Origin of the sequence: Acinetobacter sp. Ag2 (assembly GCF_001005515.1) — a bacterium.
GTDB lineage: Bacteria > Pseudomonadota > Gammaproteobacteria > Pseudomonadales > Moraxellaceae > Acinetobacter > Acinetobacter bereziniae.
Genome location: NZ_LBNA01000034.1, coordinates 24,778 through 43,544, shown reverse-complemented (window position 1 = coordinate 43,544; position 18,767 = coordinate 24,778). Strand labels below are relative to the sequence as shown.

The 18,767-nt window shown below is 38.6% G+C and carries 17 protein-coding genes; 10 read left to right on the top strand and 7 right to left on the bottom strand.

Going from position 1 to position 18,767, the window contains the following annotated elements; genetic code table 11:
- Positions 1-115: 115 nt before the first annotated feature.
- The 4 genes from recN to AAV97_RS04310 all read left to right on the top strand — a co-directional run bounded on the left by recN (position 116) and on the right by AAV97_RS04310 (position 3,751).
- Positions 116-1,777 carry a DNA repair protein RecN gene (gene recN / locus AAV97_RS04325; protein ID WP_046759918.1) on the top strand — a complete coding sequence of 554 codons (1,662 nt, stop codon included), beginning with the start codon at positions 116-118 and terminating at the stop codon, positions 1,775-1,777.
- Between the two features lie 255 nt (positions 1,778-2,032).
- Positions 2,033-2,587 carry a YqgE/AlgH family protein gene (locus AAV97_RS04320; protein ID WP_004826354.1) on the top strand — a complete coding sequence of 185 codons (555 nt, stop codon included), beginning with the start codon at positions 2,033-2,035 and terminating at the stop codon, positions 2,585-2,587.
- Entirely contained in the window at positions 2,580-3,023 is a 444-nt protein-coding gene (gene ruvX, locus AAV97_RS04315) for a Holliday junction resolvase RuvX (RefSeq protein WP_009584400.1), read from the top strand. Before AAV97_RS04320 ends, ruvX begins: the two co-directional genes overlap by 8 nt.
- Positions 3,024-3,037: 14 nt before the next feature.
- On the top strand, positions 3,038-3,751 hold the full coding sequence (locus AAV97_RS04310; RefSeq protein WP_046759917.1) for an SDR family NAD(P)-dependent oxidoreductase: 714 nt from the start codon (positions 3,038-3,040) through the stop codon (positions 3,749-3,751).
- Positions 3,752-3,805: 54 nt separating this feature from the next.
- On the opposite strand, the gene AAV97_RS04305 is transcribed toward AAV97_RS04310, so the two are convergent.
- The 3 genes from AAV97_RS04305 to AAV97_RS04295 form a co-directional block, all read right to left on the bottom strand.
- Entirely contained in the window at positions 3,806-4,816 is a 1,011-nt protein-coding gene (locus tag AAV97_RS04305) for an HlyD family secretion protein (RefSeq protein WP_046759916.1), read from the bottom strand.
- A gap of 68 nt (positions 4,817-4,884) precedes the next feature.
- Positions 4,885-5,091: a DUF1656 domain-containing protein gene (locus AAV97_RS04300; protein ID WP_004826348.1), complete on the bottom strand. Its 207-nt coding sequence runs from the start codon at positions 5,089-5,091 to the stop codon at positions 4,885-4,887.
- Positions 5,092-5,093: 2 nt separating this feature from the next.
- Positions 5,094-7,178, bottom strand: a complete 2,085-nt coding sequence (locus AAV97_RS04295; protein WP_046759915.1) for an FUSC family protein — start codon at positions 7,176-7,178, stop codon at positions 5,094-5,096.
- A 495-nt stretch (positions 7,179-7,673) separates the two neighbouring features.
- Between AAV97_RS04295 and AAV97_RS04290 the strand changes: the two genes are divergently transcribed.
- Together AAV97_RS04290 and AAV97_RS04285 are read left to right on the top strand one after the other, a co-directional pair.
- The gene (locus AAV97_RS04290; RefSeq protein ID WP_009584423.1) at positions 7,674-8,477 is read left to right on the top strand and encodes an IclR family transcriptional regulator; all 804 of its coding nucleotides are present in this window, start codon (positions 7,674-7,676) and stop codon (positions 8,475-8,477) included.
- Positions 8,478-8,796: 319 nt separating this feature from the next.
- Entirely contained in the window at positions 8,797-9,495 is a 699-nt protein-coding gene (locus AAV97_RS04285) for an NAD(P)H-dependent oxidoreductase (RefSeq protein ID WP_046759914.1), read from the top strand.
- Between the two features lie 44 nt (positions 9,496-9,539).
- On the opposite strand, the gene AAV97_RS04280 is transcribed toward AAV97_RS04285, so the two are convergent.
- Positions 9,540-10,169, bottom strand: a complete 630-nt coding sequence (locus tag AAV97_RS04280; RefSeq protein ID WP_046759913.1) for an alpha-ketoglutarate-dependent dioxygenase AlkB family protein — start codon at positions 10,167-10,169, stop codon at positions 9,540-9,542.
- A 127-nt stretch (positions 10,170-10,296) separates the two neighbouring features.
- On the opposite strand from AAV97_RS04280, the gene AAV97_RS04275 reads away from it, so the two are divergent.
- Entirely contained in the window at positions 10,297-12,099 is a 1,803-nt protein-coding gene (locus AAV97_RS04275) for an ABC transporter ATP-binding protein (protein WP_046759912.1), read from the top strand.
- A gap of 702 nt (positions 12,100-12,801) precedes the next feature.
- On the opposite strand, the gene AAV97_RS04270 is transcribed toward AAV97_RS04275, so the two are convergent.
- From AAV97_RS04270 to AAV97_RS04260, 3 genes are read right to left on the bottom strand one after another with little or no spacing between them, the layout of a single operon-like run.
- Positions 12,802-13,053, bottom strand: a complete 252-nt coding sequence (locus tag AAV97_RS04270; RefSeq protein ID WP_042088576.1) for a DUF6587 family protein — start codon at positions 13,051-13,053, stop codon at positions 12,802-12,804.
- 44 nt (positions 13,054-13,097) lie between these two features.
- Positions 13,098-14,960, bottom strand: a complete 1,863-nt coding sequence (gene feoB / locus AAV97_RS04265) for a ferrous iron transport protein B (RefSeq protein WP_046759911.1) — start codon at positions 14,958-14,960, stop codon at positions 13,098-13,100.
- Positions 14,957-15,226 carry a FeoA family protein gene (locus AAV97_RS04260; protein WP_010591216.1) on the bottom strand — a complete coding sequence of 90 codons (270 nt, stop codon included), beginning with the start codon at positions 15,224-15,226 and terminating at the stop codon, positions 14,957-14,959. Before AAV97_RS04260 ends, feoB begins: the two co-directional genes overlap by 4 nt.
- 166 nt (positions 15,227-15,392) lie before the next feature.
- On the opposite strand from AAV97_RS04260, the gene xerD reads away from it, so the two are divergent.
- The 3 genes from xerD (at position 15,393) to AAV97_RS04245 (ending at position 18,678) form a co-directional block, all read left to right on the top strand.
- A complete protein-coding gene (gene xerD, locus AAV97_RS04255; RefSeq protein WP_046759910.1) occupies positions 15,393-16,310 on the top strand; it encodes a site-specific tyrosine recombinase XerD in 918 nt (305 codons plus the stop codon).
- 125 nt (positions 16,311-16,435) lie between these two features.
- Complete coding sequence (locus AAV97_RS04250; RefSeq protein WP_004826328.1) at positions 16,436-17,248, top strand: DsbC family protein; 813 nt, start codon at positions 16,436-16,438, stop codon at positions 17,246-17,248.
- A 125-nt stretch (positions 17,249-17,373) separates the two neighbouring features.
- Positions 17,374-18,678 (top strand): homoserine dehydrogenase, encoded by a 1,305-nt coding sequence (locus tag AAV97_RS04245; RefSeq protein ID WP_009584444.1) that lies wholly within the window; start codon positions 17,374-17,376, stop codon positions 18,676-18,678.
- Positions 18,679-18,767 lie beyond the last annotated feature (89 nt).

Sequence of the window (18,767 nt, the reverse complement as noted above, 5' to 3'; positions counted from 1 at the left end):
AGCTTAAATCTATTTAAAATACTTAAAAATATGCGCATTAGAATATTTTCTGACTTGTGACTAAAACAAAACTTCACTATCTTAGAACTTCACCGTTCGCAGCTTGGATGCGTTTATGCTGACACACTTAAATCTGATCAATTTTGCTTTAGCGGATAATCTTGCCATTGATATTGAAAAAGGCTTCAATGTCCTCACAGGCGAAACAGGTGCAGGTAAGTCATTATTGTTAGATGCACTATCAGCCTGTCTAGGTGAGCGTACTGACACCAATTATGTGCGTTATGGTTCAGAAAAAGCAGACATTACTGCAGTTTTTAGTTATCAACCTGAAAGTCCTGAAGCAGTATGGTTAACCACCCATGAATTAGATGATGAATCTGGCGAAATTCATTTAAGACGCGTGATTTTTGCCACAGGTCGCAGTAAAGCATGGATTAACGGGCGTCCAAGTAGCCTTGCTGAACTGAAAGAACTAGGACGTTTGTTGGTACAATTATATAGCCAGCATAGCCAACAACAACTTTTGGAACCACCTTATCCCAAACACTGGTTAGATCGTTATAGTAATTTTTACCAAGCCGCTCAAGATGTTCGTGATGCCTATAGCACATGGCAAAAAAACATTCGCATTCATCAAGCAGCTATAGATGCACAAGCCAATCGCCTGCAACGTATCGATACTTTAAAACTGCAACTCGAAGAGCTTGAAGATGTGATTCGGGTTGACTACAAAGAAATAGAACAAGAATTTGACCGTTTAAGTCACCACGAACACATCATGCAAGATTGTGGATACAGCTTAAATGTGTTGGATGAGTCAGAACAGAATATCACCCAAGAAATTTCATCCATTATTCGTCGTCTGGAATCGCATGCGGGTCGTAGTGAGCAATTGTCAGAAATCTACAACTCTTTGATTAATGCACAAAGTGAAATCGATGATGCAACAGCCAATTTACGTCAGTTTATAGATCGTCAAAGCTTTGATCCTGAGCGTATGGATGAACTCAATAAGCAACTCGAAGTCTTCCATCGTCTGGCACGCAAGTATCGTATTCAGCCTGATGAACTTAAACAGCAATATGAAACTTGGCAAAATGAATTAGAACAATTACATCAACTTGAAGACCCTGAGACATTGGCAGAGCAAGTTGAACACGCCCATCAAGCTTTTATAGAAAAAGCGCAGTATTTAGATCAAATCCGTCGCCAAGCTGCTGAACCTTTAGCCAAACAACTGACTGAACAAGTTAAACAGCTGGCACTACCTGAGGCGCATTTCGAGTTTAAATTTGAACCTTTAGAACCTGTTACTGCGGAAGGATTAAGCTTTATCCAACTGCTGTTTACAGCCAATAAAGGCATTCCTCCTCAACCACTCGCGCGTGTTGCTTCAGGAGGTGAATTATCACGTATCGCACTTGTCATGCAAGTGATGAATGCTGAAAAAACCGAAGCTGAGGTTTTGGTTTTTGATGAAATTGATGTCGGTATAAGCGGTGGTACTGCTGAAATTGTTGGGCGTCTATTGGCTGGTTTAGGTCAACATGTACAGATTCTTTGTATTACCCATCAGGCTCAAGTAGCAGCACAATCAGACCAACATCTATTGGTGAAAAAGCTCCAAACTGACCCTGCAAGCAGTACCATTGTGGAACTTGAAGAAGAGGAACGAATTTTAGAGTTGGCACGCATGACCGGTGGTATTGAAATTGGTGAAACCACATTACAACACGCCAAACAACTCCGACAATTAAAATTCCAGCATTCGTAACAAATGCATTTATAGTGTCTATTGCTACTTCAATCATGATTTGGAGCGACCATATAAATGCTCCTCAATTGAGAAGCATTTAACTTAAAGCATGTTTTTGATTAATTTTTCATCAAATCCATTGCAAAACCTCACTGTTTTTGTAGGCTTTTGAAATATTCACAACCTATTGATATTAATTGTGCTATTTATATAGTTATAGATTTTCTCAAAATTAAAATATTTAACCTGAGTTCGACAAGGAGCTGCATATCGGTGACCAAACAATATCTTTCTCATCGTTGCCTAATCGCCCCTCCTGATCTTGCGGATGATTTCTTTGCGAATACCGTAATTTATATTGCCCGCCATGATGGAGATGGAGCACAAGGGATTATTATCAATCGCCCTTCTGGCATTCAAGTCAAAGAATTGCTCAATGACTTAGACATCGCAGCAGATAATGTCCATCCACATGAAGTTTTACAAGGGGGTCCTTTACGCCCAGAAGCAGGCTTTGTTCTGCATACTGGACAACCGACTTGGCATTCTTCAATTGCAGTCGGTGAAAATCTTTGTATCACCACCAGTAAAGATATTTTAGATGCGATTGCCCATAATGAAGGTGTCGGGCGTTATCAAATTGCTTTGGGTTATGCCAGTTGGACTAAAAATCAATTGGAAGAAGAAATTGCTCGTGGAGATTGGTTGATTTGTGACTCAGATATGGATCTGGTATTTAATTTACCTTATACCGACCGTTGGGATGCAGCTTATCGTAAAATAGGCATTGATCGTACTTGGTTAGCTTCTGAGATTGGACATGCCTGATTTAAATTCACCGCAACTCATTATTGCATTTGATTTTGGTACACAAAAAATGGGCATGGCGGTGGGTTCATCTCTCATTGAAAGTGCAACACCGCTTGCACTTTTCCCGATGAAAGATGGCATCCCCAATTGGGATGAGCTGTTAAAAATCGTTAAACAACATCAACCAAATTTATTTTTGGTCGGCTTGCCGCTCAATATGGATGATTCTGAATCTGAATTATCAACCCGAGCACGTAAATTCGCACGGCGCATACGCCATCAAACTAATATTGAAACAGTTATGGTTGATGAACGTTTGACCACCCGTGAAGCACGAGATGAACTTGAACATTATCAAGCTCAGGGGCGTGCAAAAAAATTAGCCGCTGACAGTATCGCAGCTGCATTATTTATCGAAAGCTGGTATCGAAATCCTGAAGGGATTACGCCATAATTTGAGTCATTTAAATGTCAAAGACCTTTGTAATTTATGGTGTCAGTAAGGGCTTAGGGCAAGCCCTTTTACAAACAATTCCGCAAAGACAAGATCAGGTTTTTGGCGTTTCTCGTTCAAAACCTGAATCAGATCTGCCAAATTTTCATTGGATTTGTGCTGATCTTGCTCAACCTGAACAAGCAAGAGATACTGTTAAACATCAAATCCAGCGTCAAACGGTCGACTATCTGATTTACAATGTCGGTATTTGGGAAGAAAAAGCATTTGATACAGATTATGCATTTGAACAATGTTCAGATTTAGAAATTTCCAATTTAGTTCAGACCAATATTCAATCCTGCATTTTGGCAATTCAGTCCTTACTAGAAAATTTACGCCTTTCTGCAAATGCCAAAATCATCTTAATTGGTTCCACATGGGGACTTGATAACCATTCTGGAAAAGAAGTGGTATTCTCTGCCACTAAATTTGCTTTACGAGGGATTGTACATGCTTTACGTGAAACATTACGCAAAGATCAAATTGGGATTAGCATCTTAAACTTAGGTTATTTGGCCACGGAATTTGATATCAGCACCCCCATAGATGAAGTAATTTTACAGAGTGATGCTCAACTAATCCCTTTGCAAGACGTAGTGCTTGCCATTCAATTTATATTATCAACCAGCAAAGCAAGTTGTGTAAAAGAAATCGATATGCCTGCAATGGCAGATTTGAATCTATAAAAAAAACCCATCATCTGATGGGTTTAAAATTTAAAGTTTAATGACTGAAATTGATCATTTCTTAGCTTTTTCCAAAATATGTACTGTCACTGTACGCCCTGCAACAAATGCCAATGAATCATGCGGAACATCATCTAAAACAATTTTAACAGGAACACGCTGTGCTAAACGTACCCAACTGAACGTTGGATTCACATTCGCCAACAATCCTGAAGAAGTGGTTCGCTCACGGTCTTCAATCCCAGATGCAATACCTTGAACATGCCCTTTATATTTGATGGAATCACCCATTAACTGTACAGTTACTGGATCATTCAAATGAATTTTATTAAGCTTGGTTTCTTCAAAATAACCAACCACATACAATTGTTTTCGATCTAACAAGGCCGCAACAGCTTGACCAACTTTGACATAGTTTCCGACGCGTAAATCGAAGTTGGATAATGTTCCATCCGCAGGCGCCAATACCTCTGAACGTTGTAAATTCAGTTGAGCAAGGTGCACACTACTATTTGCAGCTTCAATCAAGGCTTTTTGTTGCTTGATACTGGCTTCTGCCTGTTGCACAGCAGCTTCAAGTTGTTGATGCTCAGCATGAGTTTGATCTCGTGTCGCAAACATTTGATCTTGCTCTTGTTTAGAAATTGCACCATCCATTAAATCCGAATATCGGCGTGCATTTTTATCAGCAAGATTAATGTTGGCTTTCGACTTCACAATATTGGCTTTTGCCTCAGCAAGTGCAGCTTCCGCTTCAGCAAGTCCAGATTGTGCTTTGGCGAGATCGGCTTTGGCCTGCTCAACATCCAAAGCCTGACGAGCCACATCAATTTTAAATAACACCTGTCCCTTTTTCACTGTTTGGTTATCTTGAACCATCACCTCTGTGACTAATCCAGCAATATCAGACGATACTTGAATGACATCTCCACGAATACGACCATCTCGTGTCCATGGCTCAGCATTGTAATAATTCCAAATATGTCGTGCGCAAAGTATCGCAATAATGATTACAATAGCTAAGGATATTGGGCGTATAGCCTTACGTATATCAAACGTTTTCATTTCACAAATCCAATCATTAAACTTAAATTTTTAAAACCTGAAACTTTAAAACCAACAATCTATAGACGCTAAGTCGTGATCTGAATAAAAACCCAATGTATTGACCACAATAAAATCAAATAGGTACAGATATTGAAGATGCCTGGCAATGCAATCCATTCTTTTTCAACCAAGCGATCTGTACCAATACAAACAATTTTCCAAATCAAAAAAGCCACCACAGCTTGGATTAAAAATATTGGGACATAAACACCATAAATATTTAGCTCACCCATATTTATGCTCCAAGTAAAGGTATAGAAGACTGTCGCTCAGCCTGTTGAATATGACACATACTGCTTCGAATATTATTCACTGAAATTTCAATACGATGTCGAATGTCTTCATCACCAACGGCTTGCACATCATCGATCACTTGATCAAATTGTTGGATCAATTGCTGTTTTATATGATCGGTAGATTGGCTATGCTTTTTCTCCGTCCACCACCGTTCAAGCAAATCTTGTAATTTGACAATCGATCTTGTGCTTGCTGATTCCGGAGAAAGCTTTTGCACCAGCTCTTGTAAACGAGTTAAATCAATTGCAGCACTTGATTCAATTAATGCGTTATTAATTTCTACTTTGAGTTGTTCTGACTGAATCTGCTTGGTATTTAAAACACCAATACGATCGAGAATACTTCTTAAATGAATTCTAAAGCCTGTACCATAAGGCATCGTGATACTTTCACGCATCGCTTTATAGTGTAAGGTCAACATGCGTTTTACGGTCATTTCAGGTGACATCGAACGGACCATTTGCATGACACAAACTGAAATAATCGGTCCAATCACCGTTGCAATTGAAGCATCGAAAAAGGTGACTTGATCCATCATATAGCGGTTTTGTAAATTCAATCCCATGACAGTACTCATGATCAGCGGCAAACCCAGTGCATGTAAAGGTGGATGCAAATACAACATCACACAAAACATAATGAAAGGTGCCAATACGATAGCTAATTCCCAAAAAGCGGTCACATGAGGAAAAATGCCATAAGCATAAATAAAAACCAGAAATGCAGCATAAACACTGGCACGAATAAAAATTTTTAATGCAGGTACAGGATCATCCATGAATGTCAGAATACAGGCAGTAATTGCCGCCATCTCAGCCAACATAAAGCCCATTTTCCAACCGCTTAAAATCCAGAATGTACAAGCAAGTAAGGTGGTAAGAAATGCAGAAATTCCACCTCGAACAGCAACACCATAATCACGATGCAAACTTGGATAGGTGGTGGTTAATGGTGTAATGGATTCTGGTAAGGTATTGTCTCCCCGTTGCATACATTGCCAAATCAATTTCACCGCACGAACATTTTGAATAAAATGACGAATATCCATTTTCAAACTGCCCAAAATAATGTGTTGCTCAGGAGATGCATGATCAACAATGGCTTGAAAATCAGACTCAAAATGCTCAGGTAAATGTTTTAGCTGATGTTCAAGAATGACACGTTCATTGTCTAAAAAGTCATCTACATTACGATGAAACTTTTGCAAATACGGACGATAGTTCAGATCAATTTGATCCAACTGTTTCATTCTTTCAGACATCGCGACCAAATTTGCCACCAACATTGTCACTTGATGCAATAGTTCCTGTAATGGCTTGGTCATCCCTTTAAATTTAGATGTTTCATAACTTAAATGCACCGCCATGGTATGAATATCAGTGGTGTCACGTGTGATATTTGCCAAGAGCTGAGTATAATTTTCAGAATGTTGAGCATCTGACAAAATAGAGTCAAATGCCTGTTTGGTGTCTTGCATGGTTTTAGATACACGCATTTGAATAACAGGTCCAATATGCATGGGAAATATCGTTGCTGAGACAACTGCACTACACACAACACCCAAGGAGATTTCTAAAAATCGCCCCACTGCCATATCAAAAATTGAAACCGTATCGATGTAAAAAATTGAGTTAAAACAAATAATAACTGCGGTATATCCTGCCAACATCACCACATAACTGCGTGGTGAGCGATCAATTAAAGACAAATAAAGACACAACCCTACCCAAGCTGCCAAGACAAAAGTAAATAACCACGGCGTATTGACCAAATGAGGCATCACGGCAATTGCAAAAATAGCCCCAAACAAGGTCCCTAAAATCCGATAAATACTTTTAGATGCCTGCATTCCCGAATACGGATTGGCAATCACAAAAACTGTACCAATCGCCCAAATGGGATAACTGAGGTTGAGTTCAAACGCAATATATAACGCCAACATGCCAGCAATAAATGTTTTAGTCGCAAAAATCCAATCCAGTTTATTGGGTCTAAAAGCCAATAGTGGTTTGATTAATAACATGTTTGCGACTCACGATGATTGAATAATGTTGGTTTTTGAGCTGTACGATTTATCTTTTGTTTTATTCACGACCAAAAAAACGCACTGCTTAAAGAAATAAACAGTGTGATGAATAAAAACTGAATAGAGGAACAAATTTAGGATTTTGCTCAGTACAACCATTGAGTAGAGAAAGACTCAATTGACAATGAAAATTTATGCTCAAAATTTAAACTATTTTTCAACAGATAAATTTCGTCATTGGATATTCATGTAGACAATTTTTTCAAAAAACCTCAAATAAGTCAATAAAAATATCTTATTTTGATAATGAACTACAATATAGTTTAAATCATTGCTTAAATGTAGTGCATTTTCTCAAAATTAGCACTAAAGTAATAAATCTAGAATCATTTGCAATTACATTGCAAATTCGGCTGTTTTTTCTTGAACAATTTGTTATAAAGTAACATTAATTTTTTATTTTTTGATTCTCACTTATTGAGTAGGTCATCAATGGCACTTTCAAGTTTTGGCAAAATTCTCACCGTCTTAGATTTATTTTCGGTGTCTCGCCCAGTAATTAATGTCGATGTGATTTGTGAAGAGCTTGGTCTATCGAAACCGACCAGCTATCGTTATTTGAAAGAATTAGTGTCGGCTGATATTTTGCAACGTTTAAATGGAACCTCAGGTGACTATACACTGGGTCCTAAAATTGCAGTCATGGATTATATTTCTAGAACGACAGATCCATTGGTGCGTATCAGTAAGCCATTTATGCAGGAAATCTCAGAACGTACAGAACTGTGTTGCCTGTTGACACATTTAAATGATGACTACTGTATCGATGTTCATCATGAGGTTTATCGTGATGAAACGTTATTATCTTATGGGCGTGGTTGTCCTCGTCCAGTATTTATGGGTTCATCACCCAAAGTGATCATTGCCCATTTACCTAAGCAAAAAATTCATGACTATTACAATCGTTTTGCGACCCAACTGGCAGAGGTCAATTTTGCTGAAAATGCTGAAACCTTTATCAATAAAATGAAAAAAATCAAAAAACAAGGCTTCTATTTTTCGCAAGGTGAATTAGATCCTAATGTTTCAGGTCTGTCTATTCCCGTTAAATTCTCAAGCAAAGAAGCACCTTTAGCGCTTACTGTACTTGCCTCTAAAAATCGTTTTGAATACGTCAATACTCAAAAACTGATTGAAACCTTACAAGATTCAGCCACTCAAATCGAAAAACGTTACCAGGCTCTTTCTGCCAATGATCAACTTTCTGCCTTTCATCCACAAGAAGGGATAAATTGATAATTTAACATTTTGTAATGTTTTTCTCTCTTGATAATGTTTTTACATTCTCATAATATGATTATGTTCTTCAGTAATCCATGATATTTTGGCATTGTTTTTTAGAAGACAATGCCTCCTCAGAGTAAGAAAGCCTATGCCCTTAAACATAGGCTTTTTTTATGCGTACTGGTTTATTTATGATTAGACCACTTGTATTAAAAATTTGATTTACCCTGATGACCTAAAAAAAATAATTCAGGTGATTGGCGAATCATGCTTTTTTAGAAATAATCCAAATATCAAACAATAAAATCATCATTATTTTTCAAGGACTGCTATGAATATTCTTATCGTTCACGCTCACCCTGAACCACTTTCGTTTACCACAGCACTAAAGGATCATGCTGTTGATACCCTACATAATTTAGGACATCATGTAGAAGTTTCAGACTTATACGCAATGAACTTTAATCCCGTTGCATCTCAAGCAGACTTTGATAGTCGAAGCAACCAAGAATATTTGAATTATGCTTTAGAACAACGTCACGCATCGAAAACCCATGATCTTGCACAAGACATTCAAATTGAAATTGAAAAAGTGCAAAAAGCAGATTTATTAATTTTCAGTTTTCCCATGTATTGGACTTCTGTACCTGCCATTTTAAAAGGATGGATTGATCGAGTCTTTGTTTCAGGTATTTTTTACGGTGGTAAACGTTTTTATAATCGTGGTGGTATGTTAGGCAAAAAAGCAATGCTCAGTTTTACCCTCGGTGGTCGTGACCATATGTTTGGGCAAAACGCAATTCATGGCGCTATAGACGATTTATTGCTTCCTATTCAGCGTGGCACACTGGCTTATGTTGGATTTGAGGTGCTGCCTCCATTTATTGCCTATCATGTACCCTATATTACCGATGAAGCTCGCCAGCAATTATTACAACAATATCAGCAACATTTGCAGAATTTAGAACAGTTACAAGCTTTAGAATTTCCAAAACTAGAACAGTTTGATGACAAACTTTATCCACTTTAACAAGTATTCGTTGAGATAAAAAAACCATTAATTCGTAAATATCATTACTGCGATTTAGTTGGATAAAAATAGCGAAAAGTCAAATTTACCCGTGGCTCCACCACACGTGTAGATTTGGCGAGCATATGTTTCCAATAACGTTGTGTCCTTCCTTGCATCACAATCAACTGTCCACTTTGTAAGCTTAAATCTACCTTTTCAGCTTTCCATTTGTGTTTGAAACTAAACTTTCGTGTTGCACCAAAACTCAGTGAGGCAATCACAACATTTCTTTCTGGCGACTCCAAAGAAGGCTCATCATCACTGTGCCAACCTACGCCTTGTGTGCCATTTTCATATAAATTGGCAAGACATGAATTATAAGTATACCCAGTCAATTGCTCAATATGTTGCTTTAGTCGGAATAATGCGGGATTCCAAACATGTGCCTGTTTTGCCATGCCTGAATAATGATATTGATAATGATCATCGCCATACCACACCACTTTACGCTCAGTTTGATAATATTGCCCATACAAATACACTTCATCGTGCTGCCAAGCCAAATGCTGTAAGAAATAAACTAAATATTTTTGACTCTGTTCATGATCTAAGATCAAGCCAAAATCCTTCACTTCCCCATCACAAGGCAGTAAATTATCTTTCGCTTCAGGTTCAAAAAGTTCTAAATTCATCACCAAACAATCATACCCATGTCTACTTAAAGTTTACTTTAGCGCTTCACAATTCAAAACACATGAAGTACTTGTGACAAAATTTATTCAGTTCTAGACTAAAAGGAAACCTAAAAAGCAAAAACTTATGAATTTATGGCAATTATTTCTAAAACTACGCCCCTTTGTACGTCCCTATCGCTGGCTCGTCATCGTGACCTTACTGTTAACACTGATCGGCTCACTGACTGCACAGGTCAATGCACTGACCCTTAAATATGCCGTAGACAGTATCAATCAGCTGATTCAAGCAGGGCAAGGGTTGGCGGATGGCTGGCATATCATTATCACCATTAGCCTTGTTTTATTGGGAAAGGAGATCATCAATGCCATTGTGCAATTTGGGCAAAAGTCATTTGGTGAAAAGCTAAGGATTTTAATTTCGCAAGACCTATCACAAGGAATCATTGAGAAATTCATTACCTATAGACTGGCTTTTTTCGATCAACAGAATAATCAAGCAGGGAAATTACAAACACGTATTGATCGTGGAGTCAGCTCACTGACTCGTCTTGTACAAATCTTTTTTATTGATATTTTACCGCTATTTAGCAGCGCAATTATCGCTTTAGCTTTAATGTATTATGCCAATTTTTGGGTCGGTTTAGTTGCTACCATTATTGTTCCTATTTACTTCTGGTTGACCTTTAAACAGTCACAAAAACTGTCTGGTAAACGGCGTGCATTGCGCGATAATTTTGAAAAAAAGAATCAAGGCATTCTCAGTATTATCAATTCAATTACTGTCATTAAATCCTTTAATAAAGAAAGTGTTGAGTCAACCAAACAGTTGAATCTACAAAAATCACTCACCGAAAATCAAATGCAAACCCGCCAAACCAGCTATCTTTTTGATGGTTTGAAAACGTTTATTGAACAAGTGGGTGTGGTTTTCATCATCATTTTAACAGCTTATTTTGTGTTAGATGGTCAAATGAGTATCGGTATGATCATGTACCACGTGTTGTTGTTTAATAATGTCTCTGCACCTATTCGTTCTTTACATCGTATTTATGATGAAATTAACTCGGCAATGATTTACTCCGAAAGCTTCTTTAATATATTAGAAGCGGACAATGAGATCGAAGCCAGTGGCTCACGACAACCTAAAATTCTAGGCAAATTTGAACTTGAACATGTCGATTTTACCTATCCCAATGGTTATCAGGCTTTGCATCATATCAACATGACCATACAACCTAATAAAATCACTGCATTGGTGGGCTTATCAGGCGCAGGAAAATCTACACTGATCAGTTTATTAGACAAATTTTATCTTCCGAATGCAGGCTGTATCAAACTGGATGGGATTGATTTAGAAGAAATTGACACCCACTACCTCCGTGAACATATTGGTTTAGTGCTACAAAAAAATCATATTTTTCAGGGTTCTATTTTAGAAAATATTCGTTATGGCAAACCTCAGTCCAGTAATGAGGAAGTGATACAAGCTGCAAAAAAAGCTTCAATTCATGAACAGATTTTAAAACTGCCACATGCCTACGAAGCTGATGCTTTATTGTTATCAGGTGGTCAGCAACAACGCATTGCACTTGCCCGTATGTTTCTTAAAAATCCACCCATTATCTTTTTAGATGAACCTACAGCAAGTTTAGATGCAATCGCGGCTGAACAAATTAAGCAAAGTTTGGACGAAATCAAACAAGGACGGACAGTGATCATGATTTCACATAGTCTTTCGCAAATTATTGATGCTGACTACACTTATGTCATGAAGGATGGTCAAATTGTTGAGCATGGCGAACATCATGAGCTTTACCGTCAAGATGGCACTTATAAAGAAATTTTTGATGCCATGGCAAAAAGTTTGAATATTGAAAAAATTGCTCAAACTTTTGAAGATGATACTGAGGAAGAAACACATAGCTAATAATAGTGATGAACTATTGTTCAAATCAGTGTATTTAAACATTCAGTATTCAATCGCACTATGATGAAAATAGTCTCGTTCTATCATTATGTTATACAGTTATTAAACAATGATTTGATTGAATATTTTCAACCCTAAATAGAACAAGATAACCTGAGTTCGATAAAAATCCTTGATGAAAGATGATACAGCCAAACCGCCTGATTATTCATACAAGTGATTTGGATGACTCATTTATTTTGTACTTTTGAATCATCGATGGTCTTGCGATCTTGAGGCGACATGAATGTCGCCATGTTGAGCGGGGGTATGAGGATGTACCCCTCGCTCAACGAAAGATTTTTGTCACTTTTCATCTCTGAAAAGTGAGGCATAGCCTAAACTTTAGCACTAAAGCGTGGCAGTGCAAGCTCTAGATCATCAAACAATCTATTGATCGCTTTCATTTTATTGATCAAGAGAAATAAAACGCTATTGATGGTTGCGCTTGCGGAGCTCCGCTCCTCATCCTAAAATTTGATAAAAACGCAGCAAGCCACATAAAAAATTTATTATTTTTCAATGATTTGAGAATTTAATTACATCAAACTCAGGTCAAGATAAGACCAATAAAAAAAGCCATTCTCAATTGAAAATGGCTTCTTTATTTCGCCAAAATGACTCTTAAACTTTGAAATGGTTCAAGAGAACATACAGATTAAGTTATTTCCATTTAACTGCTTGCACTTCTGATTTTTTAGTCGTTTCGGGTTCATTTGTACTACAACCGCATCCACCACCACAACCACTCACCATTGCAGGCTGAGTCCATTGTGCTAAACGCGTCCAACCTCTCGCTTGAAAGAATTGAGACAGTTTAGAAAATACCGAATATGCCGACTTAGGAAATACCTTCTTAAACACAAAGATCGCACTCCATATCACCAATACCGCAACAATCAATGATTCAATCATCTCGAACTCCTTTAGCTCAAAGGTTTAAGGTTTTTTAATTCACCTTATAGACCAAAATAGCGTGATGCAATTTGATAAGTCAGGAATGCCATAAAATATGCCAGACCAAATAAATATATGGTCATACCTGCCACAGTTTTCCACGAACCTGTTTCACGTCTTACTGTTGCCAATGTCGCCAAACAATGAGGTGCATAGATAAACCACACCAGTAATGATAACCCTGTTGCCACTGTCCAGCTCAAGTCACCTTGGCTAATCAAATGAGATAGACCTTGAGCAACAGCATCATCATCTGCTGCTGACAATGCGTAAACCGTACCCAATGCAGCAACAACAACTTCACGTGCAGCCATCGCTGGAATTAAGGCAATACAAATCTGCCAGTTAAAACCTAATGGTGCAAAGATCGGTTGCATGACATGCCCAAGCATCCCTGCAAATGAATAGTCAATCGCAGGTAAAGTTGCGCCTTCAGGCGGTTGAGGGAAAGTACACAAGAACCATAACAAGATCGACAAAGCGAAGATAATTCCACCCACACGCTTTAAGAAAATCTTGGCACGGTCCAATAACCCAATCCAAACGCTTTTTATATCAGGAATACGATAACTTGGTAATTCCATCAATAACGCATGTTGAGATTTATCCTTTTGGAAAAATTTCAGTACAGTTGCAACAATCAGTGCACTGACAATGCCTGCCATATACAGACCAAACAGCACCAAGCCTTGTAAGTTCAGAAAGCCCCAAACCATTTTTTCAGGAATAAATGCTGCAATTAACAAAGCATATACAGGTAAACGTGCAGAGCATGTCATCAGTGGTGCAACCAATATGGTGACCAAACGATCTCGCGGATCACTGATACTTCGTGTTGCCATAATACCCGGTACAGCACAAGCAAAACTTGATAATAATGGGATAAAAGCTCGACCACTTAAGCCAGCTTTAAACATCAGTTTATCCAACAAGAATGCAGCACGTGGCAAATACCCAGATTCTTCTAAGACCAAAATAAAGAAGAATAAAATCAGAATCTGTGGCAAGAAAACCACCACACTACCTGCCCCCGCGATCACACCATCGACCACCAAACTATTGAGCAATGGCTGTGAAATAAATTGTCCAATCCATTCACCAAACCACGCAAAGAATTCTTCAATTCCATCCATAAATGGTGCAGCCCAAGCAAAAACGGCTTGGAACACGACAAACATCATGAGTGCAAGGCTTAGAAGCCCTAAAACAGGATGCAGGAAAATTTTATCGAGAAAATCAGTACGTTTATCTTCATGATCTACAAAAACCACCACATCCTTTAAGATTTGGTCGATTTTTTCATGATTAGAACCTGAAAGCTTCACATCACTCAATTCTGCGCTTGGGGTACGGAATTTCTCATCTTCTAAAGCCGCCATCAGATTTTCAATTCCTGCATTTCGCACAGCAACTGTTTCAACGACAGGAATACCTAAACGTTGTGATAGTTTCTGAGTGTTGATTTGCATACCACGGCGACGAGCCTCATCCATCATGTTTAATACAAGTAGAATCGGTTTGCCTTGTTCAATCACTTCAAGAACCAGACCTAAATGCAATTTTAAGTTGGTCGCATCGACCACACATAAAAACGCTTGTTGATCTTGTTCATCTGCAATTTTACCCAAGACCACATCACGGGTAATGGCTTCATCTGGACTTGTTGCATTTAAGCTATACGTTCCAGGTAAATCTAAAACACGAACCGCGCGACCTGAAGGTAAATTAAATGCCCCAACTTTACGTTCAACAGTCACCCCTGCATAGTTGGCAACTTTTTGGCGTGTTCCAGTAAGGTGATTGAAAAGAGAAGTTTTACCGCAGTTAGGATTTCCCACTAAAGCAATACGTAAAGTTTCGCTCATGCGGAAGCCCCTTCTAATGCCTGATGAATTTCAATTTTCTGCGCTTCCACTTTACGTAAAGCAAATCGAGTAAAACCAATTTGAATTAAAATAGGATCACCACCAAAAATCCCTTTTGTGATCACTTGTACACGTGTGCCAGGCACAAAACCTAGTGTTTCCAAACGGCTTGCCACTAAATCTGGCTGATTGACATTATCTTCTGAGGTGCGACTGACCTTTGAGATAATGGCAGTTTGCTTTACTTTCAAGTCTGACAAACGCACTGCAATTAACCCTAAAATGAATACGATATATAGTTTATTATACATACAAATGAGAATAATTACCAAGTAAGGTTCATTACAATTCTCATTCACTTTAGGTATTCGACTTCTTTATTTTTTTAGTCTACATTCATCTCACAGAGACGCTTTAAACTTTGCTAAGACCATGTTAAATAAGAAACCACGTATTCCAACTGCAGTTGCCATTCCTGAAAATTTAAGCTTTTTACAAGGTTTTCGTGATTATTTAATTGCTCAAACGGTCAGTCCGCATACAAGAAATGCCTATTTATCCGACTTAATCCAATGTAGTGAATGTGTAAATACTTATTTACCCGATTGGACACATGACGATATTTCCGATGTCCTCATAGAATTGACCAAGCAAGGTAAAAGCCCACGCTCGATTGCACGCTCACTTTCAGCACTCCGTTCATTTTTTAAATTTTTACGTGAGCAAAAGATTCGTTTAGATAATCCAGTTGCCATGCATAAAACTCCCAAACTTGGACGAGCATTGCCTAAAGATCTATCTGAGCAAGATGTAGAGGCGCTGATCCAAGCACCTGATATAAGTACAGCATTGGGCTTACGTGACAGAGCCATGTTTGAAGTTCTCTATGCTTGTGGATTGCGTGTATCAGAACTTTTAAATTTAAGACTCGATTTGATCAATTTAAAACAGGGTTATTTAAGAATTACAGGTAAAGGAAATAAAGAAAGATTGGTCCCATTAGGTGAGGTTGCTTGTGAATGGGTTGAACAATACCTAAATATCTCTCGACCGCAGCTGTATAAATCAGCAACCGATTACTTATTTTTAACCCAGCATGGTGGCATCATGAGTCGGCAAAACTTTTGGTATGCCATCAAACGCTATGCTTTACAAGCAAACATTCAAGCAGAGTTATCACCACATACACTCCGCCACGCCTTTGCAACACATCTACTCAACCATGGTGCTGATTTGCGTGTGGTGCAAATGCTTTTAGGGCATAGTGATCTATCCACCACTCAAATTTATACTCATGTGGCACAGGTGCGTATGCAGCAATTACATGAAAAATATCACCCACGCGCATAAGATTTTCAAATGGAAGTAATACTGATAATTTACATCCCTTAATCAAGTTTTAAAGTATGGCTTTGATTTTTTTGCTATGCTAATTCCCCACACAATAATGCTGAAGAAACATAAAAGAGTTATTTATGCAATTGAATCGTTCAAAATTGATGTTGGCTTGTCTGATTGCAAGCACGATGGCAGTGAGTGCTTGTTCAAAAACGCCAGACTCAAAAAAAGATGACACTTTGACTGCAACAGCACCCGCAACTGGTGAGGCATCAAATTTAACTGAACGTGACGCTAAACAACGCCTCATCCAAACACTACAAGCCAATTTCAAGAAAGCAGGCGTGAATGCTAAAATCTTGGATGCTAAACCGACTGAAATGCCAAATCTGTATTGGATCAGCATGGAAGGAATGAGTTCAGTCTATGCCACTGCTGACGGTAAATTTTTAATCCAAGGTGATGTGATTCGTTTAGGCGGTGAAAAACTCAGTAGTATCGGTGACAAACTTCAAGCAGCTGAAAATAAAAAACACTTTGCTGATTTAAATGTTAAAGACCTCTTGGTTTATCCAGCACAAGGTAAAGTTAAACATGTGATTTATGTGTTTACCGATGCAAGCTGCCCGTATTGCCATAAACTGCATGAACATATTGGTGAAATCACCGCAAAAGGTATTGAAATACGCTATATCCCTTGGCCTCGTGGCGAACAGTTTATTCCAACCATGGAAAGCATTTGGTGTAGTGCTGATCGCCATAGCGCATTCAATCAAGCCATTGCAGGTACTGCCCTTCCACCTGCAACATGTAAAAACCCAGTCCGTGACCTTTATGCTTTAGGTTTAAGAATGGGCGTAAATGGTACCCCTGCAATCTACAATGCAGATGGTGAATATCTGGGCGGTTACATGACAGCTGATGAAATCGAAAGCCGTTTAAATAAATAATTTTTATCAGTAAATTTACTATTATTTATAGCTCAATATAAAGATGCGCCAGACTCTAGAGTCTGGCGCATTTTTTAGCTATGATCTAAGCTTAATATAATTTATATGCATAATTGGAGTGTGACGTGAAACCAGTTCGTCTGGCAATACTCGGTCTAGGAACCGTAGGCGGTGGAGCCCTTAAACTACTACAAGAAAACGCTGCTGAAATTAGACGTCGCACCGGTCGAGAAATTGAAATTACCCACGTAGGCACTCGTCGTCCACGTCCAGATCTAAATTTACCAGCAAGTGTGAAGCAAAGCGCAGATCTGTTAGAGATCGTTCGCCAACCCGATGTAGATGTTGTGGTTGAAGTTATGGGCGGAATTCATCCTGCTTATGAAGTCATTATGGAAGCCATCAAACATGGTAAACAAGTGGTGACTGCAAATAAAGCCTTACTTGCTGAACATGGTAATGAGTTATTTAAAGCCGCAGATGATCATCATGTACAGATTGCCTATGAGGCAGCTGTTGCAGGCGGCATCCCAATTATTAAAGTCATTCGTGAAGGCTTGGCAGCCAACAAAATTGAATGGCTTGCAGGTATCATCAACGGAACAGGTAACTTCATCCTCACAGAAATGAGTGAAAAAGGTCGTGCCTTTGCTGATGTGCTTAAAGAAGCACAAGAGCTAGGCTATGCAGAAGCTGACCCAACATTCGATGTTGAAGGGATTGATGCGGCACATAAACTGACGATTCTTGCATCATGTGCATTTGGTATCCCTTTACAGTTTGACAAAGTCTATACCGAAGGAATTACCAAAGTTACCGCGCAAGATGTCAAATATGCTGAAGAACTTGGTTATAAAATCAAACATTTGGGTATAGCACGTCGCTCAGCTAAAGGCATTGAATTGCGTGTTCATCCAACGCTGATCCCCGAAGAAGAATTGATTGCCAATGTAAATGGTGTAAAAAATGCAGTATTGGTACAAGCCAATGCCGTAGGTCCGACACTTTACTATGGTGCAGGTGCGGGTGCAGGTCCAACTGCCTCTGCTGTTGTTGCTGATGTGGTCGATATTGTTCGTGACATCATATATACAGAAGATGGTTCAGGTACAATTCCACAATTGGCTTTTGAAGCCCTTTCAGACTTGCCTATTTTATCTAGTGATGAAATGACTACAGGTTACTATTTGCGTTTAAATGCTGAAGACCAAACGGGCGTACTTGCAGATGTCACCACCATCTTAAGCCGTACAGGAATTAGTATTGATGCAATTATGCAACAACCTCGCTTAAAAGATTTAATCCCGATTGTGATTTTGACTGATCCAATTGTTGAATCAAAAATGAATGAAGCGATTGCACAAATTCAAGCCTTACCTGCTATTCATGGCGAAATCGTACGAATTCGTTTAGAATTGCTCGATAACTAATCGGATTTAATCCTCCCCTCATCTGCATCGATAACAAAGATGCAGATAAATCCGCCATTTCAAACAGACCAAATGGTGAATTTAGCTTC